This is a genomic window from Streptomyces sp. BK239 (assembly GCF_004217285.1).
Lineage (GTDB): Bacteria > Actinomycetota > Actinomycetes > Streptomycetales > Streptomycetaceae > Streptomyces.
Window position 1 is genome coordinate 1 of the sequence record NZ_SHKS01000001.1, and the last position, 21,321, is coordinate 21,321.

Here is a 21,321-nt window from a genome sequence, read left to right on the forward strand (position 1 = left end):
GTTGATAGGCCGGATCTGGAAGCACGGTAACGTGTGGAGGTGACCGGTACTAATAGGCCGAGGGCTTGTCCTCAGTTGCTCGCGTCCACTGTGTTGGTTCTGAAACCACGAACGGCCCCACGCTGCCACGCGTGGTGCGGCTGAACAGTTTCATAGTGTTTCGGTGGTTATAGCGTGAGGGAAACGCCCGGTTACATTCCGAACCCGGAAGCTAAGCCTCACAGCGCCGATGGTACTGCAGGGGGGACCCTGTGGGAGAGTAGGACGCCGCCGAACAATCATTCAAGAAAGCCCCGTGCCATCGGCACGGGGCTTTCTTTGTTTTAGGCCCCGGAAAAGGGCAGTTCGCCCTGGGGCTCGGGCACACCACTCAGAGGCGTCCTGCGGATTTCAGCGCGAGATAGGCGTCCGCCAGCGCCGGCGCCAGCTCGTCCGGGGTGGCGTCGACGACCGTGACCCCGTGGCGACGGAGCTTCTCCGCGGTGCGATGACGTTCCGCCTGGTGTTGGGCGGCGGCTGCGGCCTCGTACACCCTCTCCGTGGTGCCGCGAGCCGTCGCCATGCGGGCGATGTGCGGGTCGGCGACCGAGGCGACCAGGACCGTGTGCCGCTGCGTGAGTCGAGGGAGCACCGGGAGCAGGCCTTCCTCGACGGGGGCGGCGTCCAGCGTCGTGAGCAGGACGATCAGGGAGCGGCGGGGTGCTGTGCGCAGGGCGGTCGCGGTGAGGCCGCGGGCGTCGGTCTCGGTGAGCTCCGGTTCCAGGTCGGCCATCGCCGTGACCAGGGAGGGGAGGAGGTCACGCGAGGTGCGGCCCTGGACGAGGGCGCGGACACGGCGGTCGTATGCGAGGAGGTCGACGCGGTCGCCGGCGCGGGACGCCAGGGCGGCCAGGAGGAGGGCCGCGTCCATGGAGGCGTCGAGGCGGGGGGCGTCGCCGACGCGGGCCGCCGAGGTGCGGCCGGTGTCGAGGACCAGCAGGATGTGCCGGTCGCGTTCGGGACGCCAGGTGCGGACGGTGACGCTCGTCTGGCGGGCGGTGGCGCGCCAGTCGATGGAGCGGGTGTCGTCGCCGGGGACGTAGCCGCGCAGGCTGTCGAACTCCGTGCCCTCACCTCGGGTCAGGACGCTGGTGCGGCCGTCGAGTTCGCGGAGCCGCGCGAGTTTCGCGGGCAGGTGCTTGCGGCTGGTGAAGGGTGGCAGCACCCGCACTGTCCAGGGAACCCTGTGGGTGCCCTGGCGGGTGAACAGCCCGAGGGGGCCGTAGGAGCGGATGGTGACCCGGTCGGCGTGACGGTCGCCCCGGCGCGTGGGGCGCAGCCGGGTGGTGATGCGGCGGCGTTCGCCTGCGGGGACGGTGAGGCGGTGCCGGGAGGCGGTGGTCTCCGCGCCGGGCTGCCAGCTGCTGGGGGGCCAGGCGTCGCGCAGGTGGGCGCGCAGGGGGCGGCGGGAGGGGTTGGTGAGGGTGAGGGCGACGTCGGCGGTGTCGCCGAGGCGTACGGAGGTGTCGCCGGAGCGGGTCAGGAGCAGGCGGCGCACGGGGGCGGCGAGGGCGTAGTCGCAGGCGCAGGCGAGCGCGAGGGGGGTGTTGACGGCGAAGATGCCCGTCCAGCCGGGTTCGAGGATGCCGACGGGGAGGGAGGCCAGGGCCGCGAGGAGTGCGGCGCGTCCGGTGGGGGCCATCAGCGGGGGACGGGGACGTGGGTGAGGATCGCGGTGATGACCGAGTCGGCGGTGACGCCTTCCATCTCGGCCTCCGGCCGGAGTTGGACGCGGTGGCGGAGGGTGGGCAGTGCGAGGGCTTTGACGTCGTCGGGGATGACGTAGTCGCGGCCGGTCAGCCAGGCCCAGGCGCGAGCGGTGGACAGCAGGGCCGTGGCGCCCCGGGGGGACACGCCGAGGGTGAGGGAGGGGGATTCTCGGGTGGCGCGGCAGATGTCGACGACGTAGGCGGTGATCTCGGGGGAGACGGTCGTCTTGGCGACGGCGGTGCGGGCGGCGTCCAGTTCGGCGGGGCCGGCCACGGGGCGTACGCCGGCGGCGTGCAGGTCGCGGGGGTTGAAGCCGTCGGCGTGGCGGGTGAGGACGGCGATCTCGTCCTGGCGGGTGGGGAGGGGGACGGTCAGTTTGAGGAGGAAGCGGTCCAGTTGGGCTTCGGGGAGGGGGTAGGTGCCTTCGTATTCGACGGGGTTCTGGGTGGCGGCGACGAGGAACGGCTCGGGGAGGGGGCGGGGGGTGCCGTCGACGGTGACCTGGCGTTCCTCCATCGCTTCCAGGAGGGAGGACTGGGTCTTGGGCGGGGTGCGGTTGATCTCGTCGGCGAGGAGGAGATTGGTGAAGACGGGGCCGGGCCGGAAGGAGAACTCGGCGGTGCGCGCGTCGTAGACGAGGGAGCCGGTGACGTCGCTCGGCATGAGGTCGGGGGTGAACTGGACGCGTTTGGTGTCGAGTTCGAGGGCGGCGGCGAGTGCGCGGACGAGGAGGGTCTTGGCGACTCCGGGGACGCCTTCGAGCAGGACGTGTCCTCGGCACAGGAGGGCGACGACGAGGCCGGTGACGGCGGGGTCCTGGCCGACCACGGCCTTGGCGATCTCGGCGCGCAGGGCTTCCAGCGAGGCTCGGGCGTCGCCCCGGTGCCCGGTGTTCCCGGCGTTGTCAGTGGTCGGGTCCATCATGGACGGCGTACCTCTCTTTCGAGGGCGTCGAGTCGTTCGGCGAGTGCTGTCAGGGCCGTGTCGTCGGCGGGTGGCGGGCCGAAGAGGAGGGTGTGCAGGGCCGCGTGCCGGTCGCCGTGGAGGTGGGTGGCGAGGGCGGGCAGGAGCGCTTCGGGCGTGTGGGCCTGGGCGGCGGGGATGCCGAGGAGAGGGGCGAGGCGGGTGCGGGTGGCGGAGCGAAGAGCGGTGGCGGCGCGGTCGCGGGCGTCGGCCTTGCGGTAGAGGCGGGCGCGGCCTTCGACGGTTTCGGAGGCGCGGATCGCTACGGGGAGTCGTTCGGGGACGAGGGGGCCGAGTCGGCGTGCCCGCCAGAGGGCGGCGAGGGCTGCGGCGACGAAGAGTTGGAGTGTGCCCCAGATCCATCCGGAGGGGATCAGGTCGAAGAAGCTCTTGGTGTCGTGTCCCGGGGCGGAGGCGTCGGCGGGGGAGGGGAGATACCAGACCAGGTGGGGGCGGGTGCCGAGGAGTTGGAGGGCGAGGGAGGCGTTGCCGTGCCGGTCGAGGCGGTTGTTGTGCAGGATGTCGGGTGCGCCGAGGATGACTGTGTCGCCGGCGCCGGAGGCGGCGGGGATGCGCAGCAGGGTGGCCAGGCGGTTGCTGGGGTAGCACTCGTCGGCGTCGCCGAGGGTGGTGGTGTAGCGGATGCCGCCGGTGTCGGCGGTGCCGGCGCTGCGGGCGGCGGGCAGGGCGCACCGGGGGGAGAGGGTGGAGGTGCGGCTGGTGGCGAGGCCTGCTGTGACGCCGGGAGCGAGGGTGTGCACGGAGTGGCTGCCGGGGGCGACGAGGAGGGTGCGGCCGGCGGAGGCGTCGATGGTGGTGTGCAGCAGCGCTTGTTGACGGTCGGTCAGGAGGTCGGGTGCGGTGACGAGGAGAGTGGTGTCGGGGCCGGTGGCCGCGCGGGCCTCGGTGAGGGTGGTGACGACGCGCGTGGTGACGCCGTGGTCGGCGAGGAGTTCGGAGACGGCGCGACTGCCGTAGGGGCCGGCGGAGCGGGGGTCGAGGGCGCCGTGGCGGGCGTCGGAGCGGAGCACGGCGAGGACGGCGGCGCCGGCGAGGAGGAGCACGCAGGCGAGGGCGATGCCTCGGCCGCGGGTCCACAGGTGGCGGGCGGTGGGCGAAACCGAGGTCGGCGCGGGGGTGGTCGCGATGGGTTCGGGGGTGGCCGTGGTGGTCATCCGGCGGTTCCCCCGTGGGTGGGGTGGGCCGTGCGGGGGGTGCTGGTGTGGGTGAGGTGCGGCTTGGTGGCGGCCAGGTCGCGGTCGAGGCCGGTGATCCGGTCATACGCCTCGCGGGTCGCCGTGCGGCCGCCGTATGTGACGTCGTCGAAGTCGCGGGCTGCGGCGCGCAGCCGGTCGGTGTGGGCGGGCAGGGTGCGGCCGGCTTCGGCGGCGGCCTCGTCGGCGGTGCGGCCGGGGCGGGCGTCGAGGAGGGCGCGTTCCTCCAGGGAGCGGACGACGGCCCGCATGCGTTCCTGGACGGCCTGGCTGAAGTGGCCTTGCGCGGCGTGCGCCTCGGCGGCGGCGCGGTGCTCGGCGGCGCTGCGGGGCCGGTCGTCGAACAGGGTGGGTGCGGCGGCGGGTCGGCGGCGGGGTGTGCCCAGGCGCCACCAGAGGGCGCTCACGACGGCGACGACGGCCGCGGTGATGACGAGCAGGCCGAGTGCGCCGCCCGGGGTGGCGGTGGCGGCGGCGCCGAACAGGCTGCCGATCCAGTTCCAGAGGGCGTCGAGGGCGCGTTGGAAGAGGTTGGGGTCGTTCTGGTGGTACAGCTGCTTGGACAGCTCACGTCGGGCTTCCTCGCGCGCGGGGTCGCGGGGGATGGTCACCGGCGGTTCGCCGCCCGTGGATGCCCATGACAGGGCGGGGCCGTCCCCGGCGCGCAGCAGGGCGTGCAGGGGACGGCCGAGGGCCGGGGTCGGCTGTGGTGGGGCCGGGACCGCCGTGAGGACTTCCCCCGCCCAGCTCACCGCATCAGCTCCCCGGGGTGGCGGTGCCGGTGTGGCCCGGGACGCCGGCGGCCCGGGCCAGGTCGAGGTCGAGGGCCTCGCGGCGGATGCGCTGGTCGACGTAGAGCAGGACGACGACGCCGGCCGTGAGCGGGAAGGTGACCAGCGAGCCGATCACCGAGCCGATCCCGGCGACGACGAGGTAGGTCCAGCTGAGGTGGGAGCCGCCCTGCGCGAACGCTTCGAGGCCGCCGTCGCTGAGGATGCCGCCCGCGAGGGCGAAGGGGACGGCGACGATCATGGCGACGATGTTCGCGATGAGCATGGACAGCGCCTGGATGCCGAAGACCCGCCACCAGGAGCCGCGGACGAGCTTGGCGGAGCGGCTGAGCGCCTTGGTGACGCTCTGCTTCTCCAGCATCAGCGCGGGCGAGGCGAGGGAGAAGCGGACCATCAGCCACACGGTGACGGCGAGGGAGGCGAGCATGCCCAGCGCCGCGAGGGCGCCGCCGCCGGGGCCGCCCAGCAGGGCGCCGGGCAGGACGCCCACGGCGCCGATGACGGCGACGACGAGCAGCAGGAGGAAGATCAGGGCGAACAGCTTCGGCAGTCGGGGGCGGGCCTCCCGCCAGGCCTCGCCGGTGGTGACGGGCTTGCCGAGGACGGCGCGGCTGGTGACCGCGGTCAGCAGGGCGGTCGCCGTGATCGTGCCGATCAGGGAGACGAGGGCGAGGACACCGGAGTTGACCATGACGTCGCCCATGGCGCCGGTCTTCTCGTCGACGGTGGCGGTCGGGTCGGTGAGGAGAGCGGTGCTGTCGGCGGTGTCGTCGAGGACCAGGCCCTGCAGGAGGACGAGGACGACTTCCACGACGACGGCGACGGTGAGGGAGATGCCGAGGACCGTGCGCCAGTAGGTGCGCATGGTGGTGACCGCGCCGTCGAGGATCTCGCCCACGCCGAGGGGGCGCAGCGGGATCACGCCGGGCTTGGCCGCGGGCGGGGGGCCGCCCCATCCGGTGCCCCAGCCGGCGCGGGGGCCCTGGGGCCCGTGGCCTGCGTATCCGGGGCCGCCTTGTCCGGGGCTCGCGGGGCCTGCGCCCCAGCCGGCCGGGCCACCCTGTCGAGCCGGGTTGTGCGCCGGGTTCTGGGGGCCTGCGGGCGCGGACCACTGCGCGGGCGGCGGCTGTTCCTCCGACCACTTCGAGCCCGGGCCCTGCGCGGGTGCGCCCGGCTCGTCAGCGGCAGGGGTGCCGTCGGGCCGGTCGGCGGGTGCGGCGGGCGAAGTGGGCGCGGCGGGCGAGGACGCCCCGGGCTCCTGTCCGTCGGACGGGGCGGATCCGGGCGAGGCCCAGCCCGGAGAGTCGTTCATCGTCGCTCCTTCTCGGTGCCCGTCCGCGGGCGGTCGCAGGTTGGCAGCCATCGTGCCATGGGGTGGTTCTCGCGTGACCGGCCGAGGTCAGGGCTGCATGCCTTCAATTGTCCGCCCCATAACGGGCAGACTGACGACATGGCTGATCAGTACGCGCAATCCGGCGAGGACAAGCGGCCCACCGACATGCCCGCCATCCGCTGGGAGGAACCACCCGAAGGGCCCGTGCTGGTGCTCCTGGACCAGACGAGGCTGCCGGCCGAGGAGGTCGAACTGGTCTGTACGGACGCGTCCGCGCTGGTGGAGGCGATCCGTTCGCTCGCCGTGCGCGGGGCGCCGCTGCTCGGGATCGCCGGGGCGTACGGCGTCGCGCTCGCCGCCATCCGCGGGTTCGACGTGGACGAGGCGGCGGCCGCGCTGGCGGGGGCCCGGCCCACCGCGGTGAACCTGTCCGTCGGCGTGGAGCGGGCTCGTACCGCCTACCGGGCGGAGCTCGCCCGGGGCGGCGACCCCGACCAGGGCGCGCGGGCCGCGCTGGCCGCCGCCCGGCAGCTGCACCGGGAGGACGCCGAGGCCAGCGCCCGGATGGCCGAACACGGGCTGGCGTTCCTCGACGAGCTGCTGCCCGGCGGCGGCCACCGCGTTCTCACGCACTGCAACACCGGTTCGCTGGTGTCCGGCGGGGAGGGCACCGCGTTCGCCGTGGCGCTCGCCGCGCACCGGCAGGGGCGGCTGCGGCGGTTGTGGGTGGACGAGACGCGTCCGCTGCTGCAGGGCGCCCGGCTGACGGCGTACGAGGCGGCCCGCAACGGCATGGCGTACACGCTGCTCACGGACAACGCGGCCGGGTCGTTGTTCGCGGCCGGTGAGGTCGACGCGGTGCTGGTCGGCGCGGACCGCATCACGGCCGACGGCTCGGTGACGAACAAGGTGGGCAGCTATCCGCTCGCCGTGCTCGCCCGCTACCACCATGTGCCTTTCATCGTGGTGGCGCCGGTGACGACGGTCGACCCGCACACCCCGGACGGGACGTCGGTCGAGGTCGAGCAGCGCCCCGGCTACGAGGTCACCGAGATCACGGCCCCCCAGGTGCAGGTCACGGGCGCGGGCGGTGGCATCCCGATCGCCCCTCTGGGAACGCAGGCGTACAACCCGGCGTTCGACGTGACGCCGCCCGAACTGGTGACGGCGATCGTCACGGAGCAGGGCGTGGTCTCACCCGTGACCGCCGGGGCGCTGGAGGAACTGTGCGCGCGAGCCCGCCGGGAGGACACCGCCTGACTCATTCCCCGGCGTCACCACGTGGGCCCACGCCATGTGGGCCCACGCCGCCGACGACCCCGCGCAGCCAACCCGCCGCCCTGCCGACGGCAGGGGCAGACATCGGTGCTGACAGCAACGGCAGCGGACGGGGGCAGACAGTGACGGTCCCGTACGACTATCGTCGCTGGCCGGTGACCCTGCTCACCTGCGCCGCCTTCACCGTTATGAGAATGGGATGATGTCGTTTATGAAGGGACGAGTCCTTGTCGTCGACGACGACAGCGCACTGGCCGAGATGCTCGGCATCGTGTTGCGCGGTGAAGGTTTTGAGCCGTCTTTCGTAGCGGACGGCGACAAGGCGCTGGCTGCTTTCCGTGAGGCGAAGCCCGATCTGGTGCTGCTGGACCTGATGCTGCCCGGACGGGACGGCATCGAGGTGTGCCGCCTGATCAGGGGCGAGTCCGGGGTGCCGATCGTGATGCTCACCGCCAAGAGCGACACCGTGGACGTCGTCGTGGGACTGGAGTCCGGCGCCGACGACTACATCGTGAAGCCGTTCAAGCCGAAGGAGCTCGTGGCCCGCATCCGGGCGCGGCTGCGCAGGTCGGAGGAGCCCGCGCCGGAGCAGCTCGCCATCGGCGACCTCGTCATCGACGTGGCCGGCCACTCCGTGAAGCGGGACGGGCAGTCCATCGCGCTGACGCCGCTGGAGTTCGACCTGCTGGTCGCCCTCGCCCGCAAGCCGTGGCAGGTGTTCACCCGCGAAGTGCTGCTCGAACAGGTGTGGGGTTATCGGCACGCCGCCGACACCCGCCTCGTCAACGTGCACGTGCAGCGGCTGCGCTCCAAGGTCGAGAAGGACCCCGAGCGGCCGGAGATCGTCGTGACCGTCCGCGGCGTCGGTTACAAGGCCGGACCGAGCTGATCATGTCCAAGGACAGTGCCGCTTCGGCCCCCGGCCGGTCCGGGGCCCGTCCGCAGCGGCCTGTCGGCCGGAAGAAGACGGGTTCACACTTCACACGCCTCCTCGACGGCGGACTGCTCCAGGGCGGAGTCCAGGGCAGCCCCGTCCTGCGGCTGCTGCTGCGCTGGGTGCGCCGCCCCCTGCTGCCCGTCATACGGCTGTGGCGACGCAACATCCAGCTCAAGGTCGTCGTCACCACACTGCTGATGTCGCTCGGCGTCGTCCTGCTGCTCGGCTTCGTCGTCATCGGGCAGGTCCGCAACGGCCTCCTCGACGCCAAGGTCAAGGCCTCCCAGAGCCAGGCCACCGGCGGCTTCGCCGTCGCCAAGCAGAAGGCCGACGAGGCGGCCGGCGCCGCGGCCGACGACGGCGCCGTCGTGGACGCCGCCGCCCCCCAGAACGTCATCGAATGGATGAGCGAGCTGGTGCTGGCGCTGTCCAGCGGCGGACAGGGCGCCTTCGACGTCGTCACCCTGCCCCCCGGCGACGACAGCGGCGGCGGCCGCGGACCCCGCGCCTCCGGCTACGTCGACCCCAACAAGAGCGTCCCCGAGAACCTCCGCGAACGCGTCAACAGCGGCACCGGCGCCGTGCAGAGCTACTCGCGCATCATCTATCTCAACGACAAGGAATCGCAGCCCGCCCTCGTCATCGGCAAACGGGTCAACGACCCCAACGGCGACCCCTACGAGCTGTACTACCTCTTCCCGCTCACCCAGGAGGAGAAGTCCCTCAGCCTCGTCAAGGGCACCCTCGCCACCGCCGGACTCTTCGTCGTCGTCCTCCTCGGAGCGATCGCCTGGCTCGTCGTACGCCAGGTCGTCACCCCCGTGCGCATGGCCGCCGGGATCGCCGAACGGCTCTCCGCCGGACGCCTCCAGGAACGTATGAAAGTCACCGGCGAGGACGACATCGCACGCCTCGGCGAAGCCTTCAACAAGATGGCGCAGAACCTCCAGCTCAAGATCAACCAGCTCGAGGACCTCTCCCGGATGCAGCGCCGCTTCGTGTCCGACGTCTCGCACGAACTGCGCACACCGCTCACCACCGTGCGCATGGCCGCCGACGTCATCCACGAGGCACGCGAGGACTTCGACCCGATCACCGCACGCTCCGCCGAACTCCTCGCCGACCAGCTCGACCGCTTCGAGTCACTGCTCGCCGACCTGCTCGAGATCAGCCGCTTCGACGCCGGCGCCGCCGCCCTCGAAGCCGAACCGATCGACCTCAGAGACGTCGTGCGCCGCGTCGTCAGCGGCGCCGCCCCGCTCGCCGACCGCAAGGGCACGAACATACGCGTCCTCGGCGACCAGCAGCCCGTCGTCGCCGAAGCCGACGCACGCCGCGTCGAACGCGTCCTGCGCAACCTCGTCGTCAACGCCGTCGAGCACGGCGAAGGCAGGGACGTCGTCGTCAAACTCGCCTCGGCGGGCGGCGCCGTCGCCGTCGCCGTCCGCGACTACGGCGTCGGACTCAAGCCCGGCGAGGCCACCCGCGTGTTCAGCCGCTTCTGGCGCGCCGACCCGGCACGCGCGCGGACCACCGGCGGCACCGGACTCGGACTGTCCATCGCCCTGGAGGACGCCCGGCTGCACGGCGGCTGGCTCCAGGCCTGGGGCGAACCCGGCGGCGGCTCACAGTTCCGCCTGACCCTGCCGAGGACCGCCGACGAGCCGCTGCGAGGCTCACCCATACCCCTGGAACCCAAGGACTCCCGCCGCAACCGCGGACTCGACGACGCAGGCCTGCCCCGCGGCGGAGGCGAGAAGAGCGCCACCGTCCCCGTACAGCCCGCAGCAGGGCAGCGGTCGGCGGCACACACCCCGCTCGCACCCCGCACCACCGCCACCCCCACAGCCGACCCCACGGCACTGCCCGGAAACGGCGCACGCGTCGTGCCCCGGCCCGCCACCGGCACGGCATCCCCCGGCAACGGCACCGGAGCCGGGAAGGCGCCCGAGCACAACCGCGCTCACGGCAACGCCGACGAGGCCGCCGACAAGCGCGACAGGGCCGGCGACGCGGGCCGCGAGGGACCTGAAGACGCCGACCACGCAAGCGACACCACCGGGACCGGCCGAACCGCCGACGAGGCCGCCGGTGCGTCAGGCAAGGGCCCGAAGCAGCGAGGAGAGACATTCCGTGGGCGCTGACCACGACGGGGGCCGCCGGCGCACACCGCTGCGCGCGACGGCGTACGCCGCCTGCGGTGTCGTACTGCTGGCCGGATGCGCCTCCATGCCCGACCACGGCGACCTGAGCGACGTGGAGTCCACGCCCCGCCAGGAGACCCAGGTGCGGGTCTTCGCCATGCCGCCCCGCGACGACGCACAGCCCGCCGAGATCGTCCAGGGCTTCCTGGAAGCACTCACCAGCGACGACCCCCGCTACTCGACGGCCCGCCAGTACCTCACCCCCGCGGCCGCCCGGACATGGGAACCCGAACGGTCCACCACCGTCCTCGCCGACGGGCCCGGCACCCTAGCCGGCCAGTCCGGCGGCCGGGAAGAAGGCGACGACTTCACCTTCACCCTGACCGGCACCAAGGTCGCCGACATCGACGCACAGCAGTCGTACACGCCCGCGGCCGGCGACTACTCCCGGACCGTGCACCTCACCCGCGACAAGAAGACCCGGCAGTGGCGCATCGACGCCCTGCCCGAGGGCATCGTCATGGGCAAGTCGGACTTCCAGCGCAACTACATGTCCGTCAACAAGTACTACTTCGCCTCCCACACCGCGTCCGCAGGCTCCGGACAGCCCATGGCCGTCGCCGACCCCGTCTTCGTACGCGAACGGGTCGACCCCATGACCCAGATCGTGCGCTCCGTGCTCGACGGGCCCACCAGCTGGCTGCGGCCCGTCGTCAGAAGCAGCTTCCCCACCGGCACCGCCCTCGCCCGGGGCGTCACCGCGCTCGCCCCCGACGACCAGAACAAGCTCACCGTCCCGCTCAACGACAAGGCCGCCCGCATCGGCCACGGCAAGTGCGACGAGATGGCCGCACAACTGCTGTTCAGCCTGCAGAGCCTCGCCCCCACCGTCGACGAGATCGAACTGCGCGCCGGCAGCCGGCAGCTCTGCTCGCTCACCGACGACCGCGCCACCGCCGTCGCCGAACGCGGCGCGGAGACCCACGCCGCCTACCTGTACTTCGTCGACGGCCGCCACCGCCTCGTCCGGATGAGCAGCACCGGCGGCAACAGCGCCAAAGCCGACGCCGTGCCCGGACCGTTCGGCGACGGCAGCACCGCGTTCCGCTCCATGGCCGTCGCCCGCGAGGAGCACACCGCCGCCGGGGTCGCCCTCGACGGCAGGAGCCTCTACGTCACCTCCATGGTCGCCGACGGCTCCCTCGGCGACCCGGTGCTGACCAGCAAGGGCAAGACCGAGAACGACCGGCTGACGACCCCCAGCTGGGACGGCCAGGGCGACCTGTGGATCGCCGACCGCGACCCCGCCGACCCCCGGCTCCTCCTGTTCGAGCAGGGCGGCGGCGAACCCCTGGAGGTCCTCACCCCCGGCCTCGACGGACGGATCAAGACCGTACGGCTCGCCGCTGACGGCGCGCGGATCGCGCTGGTCGTGGAGAAGGGCGGCAAGCAGTCGCTGCTCATCGGGCGCATCGAACGGGACAAGAGCGGCGACAAGCCCACCGTCTCCGTCCAGGAACTGCGCTCCACCACCCCCGACCTGGAGCAGGTCACCGCCGTGACCTGGGCGGGGGACAGCCGCCTCGTCGTCGTCGGACGCGAGTCGGGCGGAGTCGAGCAGGCGCAGTACGTGCAGTGCGACGGCTCCGTGCCCGAAACGGGGACACTGCCCGGCCTCACCGAGGTCAAGAGCATCGCCGCCTCCGAGGACGGCGACGCCCCGCTCTTCGCCACCTCCAAGGACGGCCTGCTGTGGCTGCCCGGCGGAAGCGGCTGGCGCACGTTGAAGGAGACGGCCTCGGTCGCGCTCTATCCGGGGTGAGGCGGGGGCCGGCCGCGATGCCTCGCGCTGCGGTGTGGTGCGGTGGTGCGTGTGTGGTGCTATGCGCGGGGGACCAGGTCGGAGTGACTTCCGGCGAGTTTTCCACAGGCGACCGGGGCGGCTTTCGGCCGGTTTTCCACAGGGGTGGCCGCTTCGCCCCGCCCACGGCACAGTGAACCCGTGGACAGCGTTCGTCGGTGGTGGCAGGAACTCGCCGCTCTGATCCTTCCCGCCGACTGCGCGGGATGCGGGCGGGCCCGCGTGATGCTCTGCCCCGCGTGCCGTACGGCACTCGCCGGCGCTGAGCCGCGCCGGGTGCGGCCCGAACCGGCACCGCCAGGGCTGCCCGCCGTGCACGCGGCGGCCCGGTACGCGGACGAGGTGCGAGCGGTGCTGCTCGCCCACAAGGAACGCGGCGCGCTGGCGCTGGCGCGCCCGCTGGGTGAGGCGTTGGCGGGGGCGGTACGGGTGGGGTTGGGGGAGGTGGGGATGGGGGAGGGGGCCCCACCCCAAGGACACGTAGGACACGTAGGACACGTAGGTCAGGTACGGCAGGTAGGGCACCTCAGACACGAGGGGCACCTCCGACACGAGGGGCACCTCCAACACGAGGGGCGCCCGACGCACGAAGGGCGCCCAGGACGAGTACTCCTCGTCCCCGTCCCCTCCGCGCCCCGTGCCGTGCGGGCTCGTGGGCATGATCCTGCCCGTCGTATCGCGCTCGCCGCCGCTGTCGTGTTGCGGCGGGAGGGGATGCCGGTGCGGGTGGCGGCCGTGTTGCGGCAGCGGCGGGCGGTGGCCGATCAGGCGGGGCTCAACTCACGGCAGCGGATGGACAATCTCGGCGGCGCGCTGGCGGTGGCGCCCGGCGGGGCGCGGTTGCTGCGCGGTGGCTCGGTGGTGCTCGTCGACGACCTCGTCACGACGGGAGCGTCCCTGGCGGAGGCGGCGCGCGCCGTGCGCTCGGCCGTTTCGGCGGGGCGGGCCGCCGGCGAGGTGGCCGATCGGGGTGCGTTCAGGGGTGGGTCTGTGTATCGGGACGTTGGTCGGGAAGGCAGTGGGGTACGGGGGGTGAAAGAGCGGGAAGGAGGTGTGGGTCGCGGTGGCGGTGAGCTGCTGTTCGCCGCGGTGGTCGCGGCTTCTCCTGACTCTCCGGAAATAAACCGGAACTGAGTGCCCACTTGCGTCGTTGCAGGTAATGAGAGAGCGAATTCACCTGAACGGAGGTACGCGGTAGTAGAGGGTGACGCCATCCGTCCGGGCGAGATATGTTCGGTTGTGAGGGAAAGCCGCAGGCCACACCTCTCGAATCCGAATCCTGTGCTGCGGTTTTCGCTATGGGGCCGTGGCGCCTGGCGTGGAGTTCTCGCCCATGGGGGAGGAGGAGGTGGGAGTCACCGAGTCCGAGGTTCCGGTGCTCACCGGAGCTTGGTGCAAAAGGGAGATGCTCCGCCGTTGATGCGGAGCGATCCGGGAACGGAGTTCTGCGTGGACATCGTCGTCAAGGGCCGCAAGACCGAGGTGCCCGAGCGGTTCCGCAAGCACGTGGCCGAGAAGCTGAAGCTGGAGAAGATCCAGAAGCTCGACGGCAAGGTGATCAGCCTCGACGTCGAGGTGTCCAAGGAGCCCAACCCGCGACAGGCCGACCGGTGTGAGCGAGTGGAGATCACGCTCCGCTCCCGTGGTCCGGTGATCCGGGCGGAGGCGGCGGCAAGCGACCCCTACGCGGCACTCGATCTGGCGGCGGAGAAGCTGGACGCCCAGCTCCGCAAGCAGCACGACAAGCGTTACACGCGGCGCGGCGCGCGCCGGATCACGGCGGCGGAGGTCGCCGATCACGTTCCGGGCGTCGCGACCCTGAACGGCAACGGGCAGCCCGTCTCCACCGAGGAGTCGGAAGGCGTGCCCACGAAGAGGATCGGCTCGCTCGAGGTGCAGGGCGAAGGGCCCCTCGTGGTCCGCGAGAAGACGCATGTGGCTGCTCCGATGACGCTCGACCAGGCCCTCTACGAGATGGAACTGGTCGGTCACGACTTCTACCTTTTCGTCGACTCCGAGACGAAGGAACCCAGCGTCGTTTATCGGCGGCACGCCTACGACTACGGCGTCATCCACCTCAGCACGGACACGATGGTCACGCAGGCCCATTCGCCCGAGGCGGGCGGCGCGCTGGGCGGCTGACCCTGCGCGGTGACGGTTGAAAGGTGCCCCCGTGGAGCGCGTGTGCGCCCCCGGGGGCACCGGTGTGCGACCCCCTGGGACGCCGCTACGTCACCGTGTTGTCGTCCGGGCATGGAATCATGGCGGGCAACGGCTCAACCGTTGGGCCGGTGCCTTGCGTTGGCGATGGCAAAGGACCACTGCCACAGCCTTCTGGGGGAGGAACGATGGCGGACAGCTTCGGACCGATGCGTGACGGGGGTGCCGGCGCGGGCGTCGCCGGTGAGGGCCCGGACGCGGGCCCTGAGCGCGGTGAGCCGATCAGAGTCCTTGTCGTGGACGATCACGCCTTGTTCCGCCGGGGGTTGGAGATCGTGCTGGCGGCCGAGGAGGACATCCAGGTCGTGGGTGAGGCGGGCGACGGCGCGGAGGCCGTGGACAAGGCCGCCGATCTGCTGCCGGACATCGTGCTGATGGATGTGCGGATGCCCAAGCGCGGTGGGATCGAGGCGTGCACCTCCATCAAGGAGGTGGCCCCCAGCGCGAAGATCATCATGTTGACGATCAGCGATGAGGAGGCCGACCTCTATGACGCGATCAAGGCGGGTGCGACGGGATATCTCCTGAAGGAGATCTCCACGGACGAGGTCGCCACCGCCATTCGCGCGGTGGCCGACGGTCAGTCGCAGATCAGTCCCTCGATGGCGTCGAAACTGCTCACCGAGTTCAAATCGATGATCCAGCGGACCGATGAGCGTCGGCTGGTTCCCGCGCCGCGGCTGACGGACCGTGAGCTGGAAGTGCTCAAGCTCGTCGCCACGGGGATGAACAACCGGGACATCGCCAAGGAGTTGTTCATCTCCGAGAACACCGTGAAGAACCATGTGCGCAACATCCTGGAGAAGCTGCAGTTGCACTCCAGGATGGAGGCCGTGGTGTATGCGATGCGGGAGAAGATCCTCGAGATCCGTTAGGCACGCGCGCGGTGGTCAGGCGAGGGCGCGGGCGAGTTCTCTGGTGAGGGGTTCGCGCAGGCCGGGTGCGTCGACGCGTTCCACGCGTACGTCCGTGCAGCCGACCCAGCCGGCGGCTTCGATCAGGGCCTGTGCGACGCCGTGGACCGCTTTGGGGCCGTCCAGGCTGACCTGCCGTGCGACGAGTGTGCGTCCTTCGCGGGCGGGGTCCACGCGGCCGACCAGGCGGCCGCCGGACAGGACGGGCATCGCGAAGTAGCCGTGGACGCGCTTGGGCTTGGGGACGTAGGCCTCCAGGCGGTGGGTGAAGCCGAAGAGGCGTTCGGTGCGGGCCCGTTCCCAGATGAGGGAGTCGAAGGGCGACAGCAGCGTGGTGCGGTGGCGGCCGCGCGGGACGGTCTCCAGGGCCGCCGGGTCGGCCCAGGCGGGCTTGGACCAGCCCGCGACGGTGACGGGCACCAGGCCCGAGTCGGCGATGACCTGGTCGAACTGCTCGCCCTTGAGGCGGTGGTAGTCGGCGATGTCCGCGCGTGTGCCGACGCCGAGGGACTGGCCGGCGAGGCGGACCAGGCGGCGCAGGCATTCGGTGTCGTCCAGCTCGTCGTGCAGGAGGTCTGCGGGGACGGCACGTTCGGCGAGGTCGTAGACGCGCTTCCAGCCGCGGCGTTCGACGCAGACGACCTCGCCGTACATCAGGGCGCGTTCCACGGCGACCTTGGTGCCGGACCAGTCCCACCACTCGCTGGTCTTCTTCGCGCCGCCCAACTCGGTCGCGGTGAGGGGGCCTTCGGTGCGCAGTTGTTTGATGACCTGGTCGTAGGCGCCGTCGGGGAGGTGGTGGTGCCACTGGGGGCGGGCGCGGTAGGCGCGGCGGCGGAAGGCGAAGTGGGGCCATTCCTCGATGGGGAGGATGCAGGCTGCGTGGGACCAGTACTCGAAGGCGTGGGTGTCCTTCCAGTAGGCGTTCTCGACGGTGGTGCGGCCGACGGCGCCCAGGCGGGCGTAGGGGATGAGTTCGTGGGAGCGGGCGAGGACGGAGATGGTGTCGAGCTGGACGGCGCCGAGGTGGCGCAGGACGCCGCGGACGCCGGCCCGGCGGTCGGGCGTGCCGAGGAAGCCCTGGGCTTTCAGGGCGATGCGGCGGGCTTCGTCCGCGGTGAGTTCTGCGGTGGGCGGCGGGGTCGTCATGGTGGGCACGATAGGGGCTGGGTCTGACAGTGCGGGCTGAGCTGCGAGGACGCGGGCCGCGGGGCGGCGGGTCGCGCTCTCAGGCAGCTCCGGTCGGTGCGGGCCGGTCGGTCGGTGCCGGCAGGTAGGGGGTGGTGGAGGGCAGGCCGAGGTCGGAGGGGAGGAGGGAGGCCACCCAGCAGTCGCGGCGTACGCCCTTGTTGTCGGTGGCGGAGCGCAGGGTGCCTTCGAGGGTGAAGCCGGCCTTCTCGGCGACGGCGCGGGAGGCGGTGTTGCCGACTTCGGCGCGCCACTCGACGCGGTCCACGCCCAGGTGGGTGAAGGCCCAGCGGGAGGCGGTGCGGGCGGCCTCGGTGGTGTAGCCGCGGCCTCGGTGTTCCTTGGCGGCCCAGAAGCCGATCTCGGCGGTGCCGGGGGAGCGCATGGTGAGGCTGAGCATGCCGGTGAGGGCGCCGTCGGGGAGGAAGACGCCGAAGGTGAACATGGAGCGGTCGGCCCAGCCGTCGGGGGAGAGCTGTTCGGTGAAGCTGCGGGCGTGTTCGGGGAGGTAGGGGGAGGGGATGGTGGTCCAGCGCTGGATGTCGGGGTCCTGGGCGCAGGTGTGGACGGCGTCGGTGTCCTGGGGGCCGGGGGCGCGCAGGACGAGGCGGTCCGTGGTGAGGGTGACGGGCTCCATCGGGCGATTCTGCGCGGGCGGGCGGGGTGGACGCCAGGTCATTTGCGGGCGGGGTACGGCGTGGGTGCCGGGTCGGGTACGGCGTGGGCGCCGGGTGGTGTGCGGGCCGGGTACGGCGTGGGTGCCCGGTGATCTGCCGGCCGGGTGCACCCTGTGTGCGGGTGATCACGGTTCGCGTGATTCGTTCGCGGGTTGCGGCACCATCCGTGAGGTCCGGCCGTTGTCCAGTGTGAAGAGCAATGGCTGTGCGGTGTGGAGAACAATGTGGGGCATGTGCGCCGCGCTGTGCGGTCCGCGCCACGGCAGGCCTCCCGGCGTGGCGGGGTCCTCGCATACGATGGCCGTTGCTCAGTCAGTCATCAGGAAACCGACCGTCCCAGGCCCGACCGGCAAGGAGACCAACCCCCGTGTCCGTCCTCTCGAAGATCATGCGTGCAGGCGAAGGCAAGATCCTGCGCAAGCTGCACCGCATCGCGGACCAGGTCAACTCCATCGAAGAGGACTTCGTCGACCTCTCCGACGCCGAGCTGCGGGCCCTCACCGATGAGTACAAGCAGCGGTACGCCGACGGCGAGAGCCTCGACGACCTGCTGCCGGAGGCGTTCGCCACGGTGCGTGAGGCCGCCAAGCGTGTGCTCGGCCAGCGGCACTACGACGTGCAGCTGATGGGTGGCGCGGCGCTGCACATGGGCTATGTGGCCGAGATGAAGACCGGTGAGGGCAAGACCCTGGTGGGCACGCTGCCCGCTTATCTGAACGCGTTGTCCGGCAAGGGCGTCCACCTGATCACGGTCAACGACTACCTGGCCGAGCGCGACTCGGAGTTGATGGGCCGTGTCCACAAGTTCCTGGGGCTGGAAGTCGGCTGCATCCTGGCCAACATGACGCCGTCGCAGCGGCGCGAGCAGTACGCGTGCGACATCACGTACGGCACGAACAACGAGTTCGGGTTCGACTATCTGCGTGACAACATGGCGTGGTCGCAGGACGAGCTCGTGCAGCGGGGCCACAACTTCGCCATCGTCGACGAGGTGGACTCGATCCTCGTCGACGAGGCGCGTACGCCGTTGATCATCTCGGGTCCGGCGGACCAGGCCACCAAGTGGTACGGCGACTTCGCCAAGCTGGTGACGCGTCTGAAGCGGGGCGAGCCCGGCAACCCGCTGAAGGGCATCGAGGAGACCGGCGACTACGAGGTCGACGAGAAGAAGCGCACGGTCGCCATTCACGAGGCCGGTGTCAGCAAGGTCGAGGACTGGCTGGGCATCGACAATCTCTACGAGTCGGTGAACACCCCTCTGGTGGGCTACCTGAACAACGCCATCAAGGCGAAGGAGCTCTTCAAGAAGGACAAGGACTACGTCGTCATGGACGGCGAGGTCATGATCGTCGACGAGCACACCGGTCGTATCCTCGCCGGCCGCCGCTACAACGAGGGCATGCACCAGGCGATCGAGGCGAAGGAAGGGGTGGACATCAAGGACGAGAACCAGACGCTCGCCACGATCACCCTTCAGAACTTCTTCCGTCTGTACAAGCGGCACGACCATGAGGGCAAGGAACAGCCCGGTCTGTCCGGCATGACCGGTACGGCGATGACCGAGGCCGCCGAGTTCCACCAGATCTACAAGCTCGGTGTGGTGCCGATCCCGACGAACAAGCCGATGGTCCGCCTGGACCAGTCGGACCTGATCTACCGCACCGAGGTCGCGAAGTTCGAGGCGGTCGTCGACGACATCGCCGAGAAGCACGAGAAGGGCCAGCCGATCCTGGTCGGCACGACGTCGGTCGAGAAGTCGGAGTACCTGTCGCAGCAGCTGTCCAAGCGGGGCATCCAGCACGAGGTGCTGAACGCCAAGCACCACGAGCGTGAGGCGCAGATCGTCGCCCAGGCCGGCCGCAAGGGCGCCGTGACGGTGGCCACGAACATGGCCGGTCGTGGTACGGACATCAAGCTGGGCGGCAACCCGGAGGACCTCGCGGAGGCGGAGCTGCGGCAGCGCGGTCTCGACCCGGAGGAGCACATCGAGGAGTGGGCGCACGCCCTGCCCGCGGCTCTGGAGAGGGCCGAGCAGGCGGTGAAGGCCGAGAAGGAAGAGGTCGAGGAGCTCGGCGGCCTGTATGTGCTGGGCACCGAGCGGCACGAGTCGCGTCGTATCGACAACCAGCTGCGCGGTCGTTCCGGCCGTCAGGGCGACCCGGGCGAGTCGCGGTTCTACCTGTCCCTCGGTGACGATCTGATGCGGCTGTTCAAGGCGCAGATGGTCGAGCGCGTGATGTCGATGGCGAACGTGCCGGACGACGTGCCGATCGAGAACAAGATGGTGACGCGTGCGATCGCGTCGGCGCAGTCGCAGGTGGAGCAGCAGAACTTCGAGACGCGCAAGAACGTCCTGAAGTACGACGAGGTCCTCAACCGGCAGCGTGAGGTCATCTACGGCGAGCGGCGTCGGGTGCTGGAGGGCGAGGACCTGCACGAGCAGATCCAGCACTTCATGAACGACACGATCGACGCGTATGTGACGGCGGAGACCGCCGAGGGCTTCGCCGAGGACTGGGACCTGGACCGTCTGTGGGGCGCGTTCAAGCAGCTGTACCCGGTGAAGGTGACCGTGGAGGAGCTGGAGGAGGCGGCCGGTGACCGGGCGGGTCTGACGGCCGAGTTCATCTCCGAGTCCATCAAGGACGACATCTTCGAGCAGTACCAGGCGCGTGAGGCGCAGCTCGGTTCCGAGATCATGCGTGAGCTGGAGCGCCGGGTCGTGCTGTCGGTCCTGGACCGCAAGTGGCGTGAGCACCTGTACGAGATGGACTACCTCCAGGAGGGCATCGGTCTGCGCGCGATGGCGCAGAAGGACCCGCTGGTGGAGTACCAGCGTGAGGGCTTCGACATGTTCACCGCGATGATGGACGGCATCAAGGAGGAGTCCGTCGGCTATCTGTTCAACCTGGAGGTCCAGGTGGAGCAGCAGGTCGAGGAGGTTCCGGTGGAGGACGCGGCGCCGGTCGACATGGAGAAGCAGGACGTGGTGCCGGCGCAGGCGAACGGGCGTCCGGAGATCCGCGCCAAGGGGCTGGACGCTCCGCAGCGGCGGAACCTGCACTTCTCCGCGCCGACGGTGGACGGCGAGGGCGGCACCATCGAGGGTGACTTCGACAGTGACGGCGAGCCGGTGCGGTCGGAGGCCGACGGGCTGACGCGCGCGGAGCGGCGCAAGCAGGCGAAGGCCGGGCGGCGCCGCAAGAAGTAGCCGTCGCGCGGTTCGCGTGGTGTGAGGGCCGGGTCACCCCATCGAGGGTGGCCCGGCCCTTCGCTGTGTGGGGCGGGGCGCGGTGCGGTCAGTCGTCCGAGGGGCGGGGTCGGCGGGGGCCGTCGATCTCTACGGCCGTGCAGCGCCAGCGGTGGTCGGCGCCGAGCTCCAGGCGGAAGGCCATCGCGCGCAGCCGGTCGCCGGCGCCGATGCGGGCGAAGGCCTCGATGGCGCCGGGGCGGGCGACGTAGTAGCCGATGTCGCGGACGACGGGGCTGACGCCGTGAGGGGTGCGCAGGGGGCCGTGTTCGGCGAGGTGGGCCAGGTCGTCGTAGGCGCGGCCGACGGTGTGGCGGAGCATGCAGTGCACGGGGCGCCGCCCGCTGAGGACGGCGAGCAGCCGGTCGGCGAAGAGATCGGTGGGGCGGGGCTGCGGCGGGACGAACGGCCTGCGCGGCGTCTGCTCGGGAACGCGGGCCGCCCGGGCGGGAACGGTGGCGGAGCCGGGCCGGCCGGTGACCGTCGTCGCGACCGACCCCGGTGTCGTGCTGTCGAGGCCCGGGCGGGGTGTGGTGCGTGCGGTGGCCGGGGCGGGGCGTCCGGGGCCCGGGGCTGTCGCGGGGCGGTTGTCGGCGGGGCCGGTCCCGCCCCGGCGGGAGGCGCCCGGGGAGCCCGGAGGGCGGCCGTCGCCGGGTGTCGTGCGGGGTGCGCCGCCGCTCGGCGTGCGGGGCGGTGCGCCCGCGGGGCGGCGGGTGTCGCGGCGGCCCGGAGGGCGACCTCCCGGGGTGCGCGGCTTCCTGGTCATGACCTTGTGCATGGGTGTCCCCGTTCTTACGTGCCC

General features: G+C 71.5%; 16 protein-coding genes and 2 rRNA genes. 10 read left to right on the forward strand and 8 right to left on the reverse strand.

The window, feature by feature from the left end:
• A 23S ribosomal RNA gene (locus EV567_RS00005) occupies positions 1-73 on the forward strand; the annotation flags it as partial.
• A gap of 86 nt (positions 74-159) precedes the next feature.
• Positions 160-276, forward strand: a 5S ribosomal RNA gene (gene rrf / locus EV567_RS00010).
• Positions 277-370: 94 nt separating this feature from the next.
• Here rrf and EV567_RS00015 read toward each other — a convergent pair.
• Genes EV567_RS00015 through EV567_RS00035 form a run of 5 tightly spaced genes read right to left on the reverse strand, consistent with a single transcriptional unit; the run spans position 371 to position 6,029 of the window.
• Positions 371-1,681, reverse strand: a complete 1,311-nt coding sequence (locus tag EV567_RS00015; protein WP_130436480.1) for a DUF58 domain-containing protein — start codon at positions 1,679-1,681, stop codon at positions 371-373.
• Entirely contained in the window at positions 1,681-2,670 is a 990-nt protein-coding gene (locus EV567_RS00020) for a MoxR family ATPase (protein ID WP_130437500.1), read from the reverse strand. The genes EV567_RS00015 and EV567_RS00020 overlap by 1 nt, the downstream gene beginning before the upstream one ends.
• Complete coding sequence (locus EV567_RS00025) at positions 2,670-3,887, reverse strand: DUF4350 domain-containing protein (RefSeq protein WP_130436481.1); 1,218 nt, start codon at positions 3,885-3,887, stop codon at positions 2,670-2,672. Before EV567_RS00025 ends, EV567_RS00020 begins: the two co-directional genes overlap by 1 nt.
• Positions 3,884-4,678 (reverse strand): DUF4129 domain-containing protein, encoded by a 795-nt coding sequence (locus EV567_RS00030; protein ID WP_130436482.1) that lies wholly within the window; start codon positions 4,676-4,678, stop codon positions 3,884-3,886. The genes EV567_RS00025 and EV567_RS00030 overlap by 4 nt, the downstream gene beginning before the upstream one ends.
• 4 nt (positions 4,679-4,682) lie before the next feature.
• Positions 4,683-6,029 (reverse strand): glycerophosphoryl diester phosphodiesterase membrane domain-containing protein, encoded by a 1,347-nt coding sequence (locus EV567_RS00035; protein ID WP_130436483.1) that lies wholly within the window; start codon positions 6,027-6,029, stop codon positions 4,683-4,685.
• Positions 6,030-6,167: 138 nt separating this feature from the next.
• Between EV567_RS00035 and mtnA the strand changes: the two genes are divergently transcribed.
• From mtnA to EV567_RS00070, 7 genes are all read left to right on the forward strand, one after another.
• Positions 6,168-7,310 (forward strand): S-methyl-5-thioribose-1-phosphate isomerase, encoded by a 1,143-nt coding sequence (mtnA, locus tag EV567_RS00040; protein ID WP_130436484.1) that lies wholly within the window; start codon positions 6,168-6,170, stop codon positions 7,308-7,310.
• Between the two features lie 217 nt (positions 7,311-7,527).
• On the forward strand, positions 7,528-8,217 hold the full coding sequence (mtrA, locus tag EV567_RS00045; protein ID WP_207228638.1) for a two-component system response regulator MtrA: 690 nt from the start codon (positions 7,528-7,530) through the stop codon (positions 8,215-8,217).
• A 2-nt stretch (positions 8,218-8,219) separates the two neighbouring features.
• On the forward strand, positions 8,220-10,409 hold the full coding sequence (gene mtrB / locus EV567_RS00050; protein WP_242620629.1) for an MtrAB system histidine kinase MtrB: 2,190 nt from the start codon (positions 8,220-8,222) through the stop codon (positions 10,407-10,409).
• Positions 10,399-12,231 carry an LpqB family beta-propeller domain-containing protein gene (locus EV567_RS00055; protein ID WP_130436486.1) on the forward strand — a complete coding sequence of 611 codons (1,833 nt, stop codon included), beginning with the start codon at positions 10,399-10,401 and terminating at the stop codon, positions 12,229-12,231. Before mtrB ends, EV567_RS00055 begins: the two co-directional genes overlap by 11 nt.
• Before the next feature lie 180 nt (positions 12,232-12,411).
• On the forward strand, positions 12,412-13,404 hold the full coding sequence (locus EV567_RS00060) for a ComF family protein (protein ID WP_130436487.1): 993 nt from the start codon (positions 12,412-12,414) through the stop codon (positions 13,402-13,404).
• A 315-nt stretch (positions 13,405-13,719) separates the two neighbouring features.
• Positions 13,720-14,412 (forward strand): ribosome hibernation-promoting factor, HPF/YfiA family, encoded by a 693-nt coding sequence (gene hpf / locus EV567_RS00065; RefSeq protein ID WP_242620630.1) that lies wholly within the window; start codon positions 13,720-13,722, stop codon positions 14,410-14,412.
• Positions 14,413-14,618: 206 nt separating this feature from the next.
• Entirely contained in the window at positions 14,619-15,365 is a 747-nt protein-coding gene (locus EV567_RS00070) for a response regulator transcription factor (RefSeq protein ID WP_130436489.1), read from the forward strand.
• Between the two features lie 15 nt (positions 15,366-15,380).
• On the opposite strand, the gene EV567_RS00075 is transcribed toward EV567_RS00070, so the two are convergent.
• Together EV567_RS00075 and EV567_RS00080 are read right to left on the reverse strand one after the other, a co-directional pair.
• Entirely contained in the window at positions 15,381-16,553 is a 1,173-nt protein-coding gene (locus tag EV567_RS00075) for a winged helix-turn-helix domain-containing protein (RefSeq protein ID WP_130436490.1), read from the reverse strand.
• Between the two features lie 79 nt (positions 16,554-16,632).
• The gene (locus tag EV567_RS00080) at positions 16,633-17,229 is read right to left on the reverse strand and encodes a GNAT family N-acetyltransferase (RefSeq protein ID WP_130436491.1); all 597 of its coding nucleotides are present in this window, start codon (positions 17,227-17,229) and stop codon (positions 16,633-16,635) included.
• A 407-nt stretch (positions 17,230-17,636) separates the two neighbouring features.
• On the opposite strand from EV567_RS00080, the gene secA reads away from it, so the two are divergent.
• Positions 17,637-20,480 (forward strand): preprotein translocase subunit SecA, encoded by a 2,844-nt coding sequence (secA, locus tag EV567_RS00085; RefSeq protein WP_130436492.1) that lies wholly within the window; start codon positions 17,637-17,639, stop codon positions 20,478-20,480.
• 88 nt (positions 20,481-20,568) lie between these two features.
• Here the strand turns inward: secA and EV567_RS00090 are convergent, their stop codons facing one another.
• Positions 20,569-21,297: an Rv3235 family protein gene (locus tag EV567_RS00090; protein ID WP_130436493.1), complete on the reverse strand. Its 729-nt coding sequence runs from the start codon at positions 21,295-21,297 to the stop codon at positions 20,569-20,571.
• Positions 21,298-21,321: the final 24 nt, after the last annotated feature.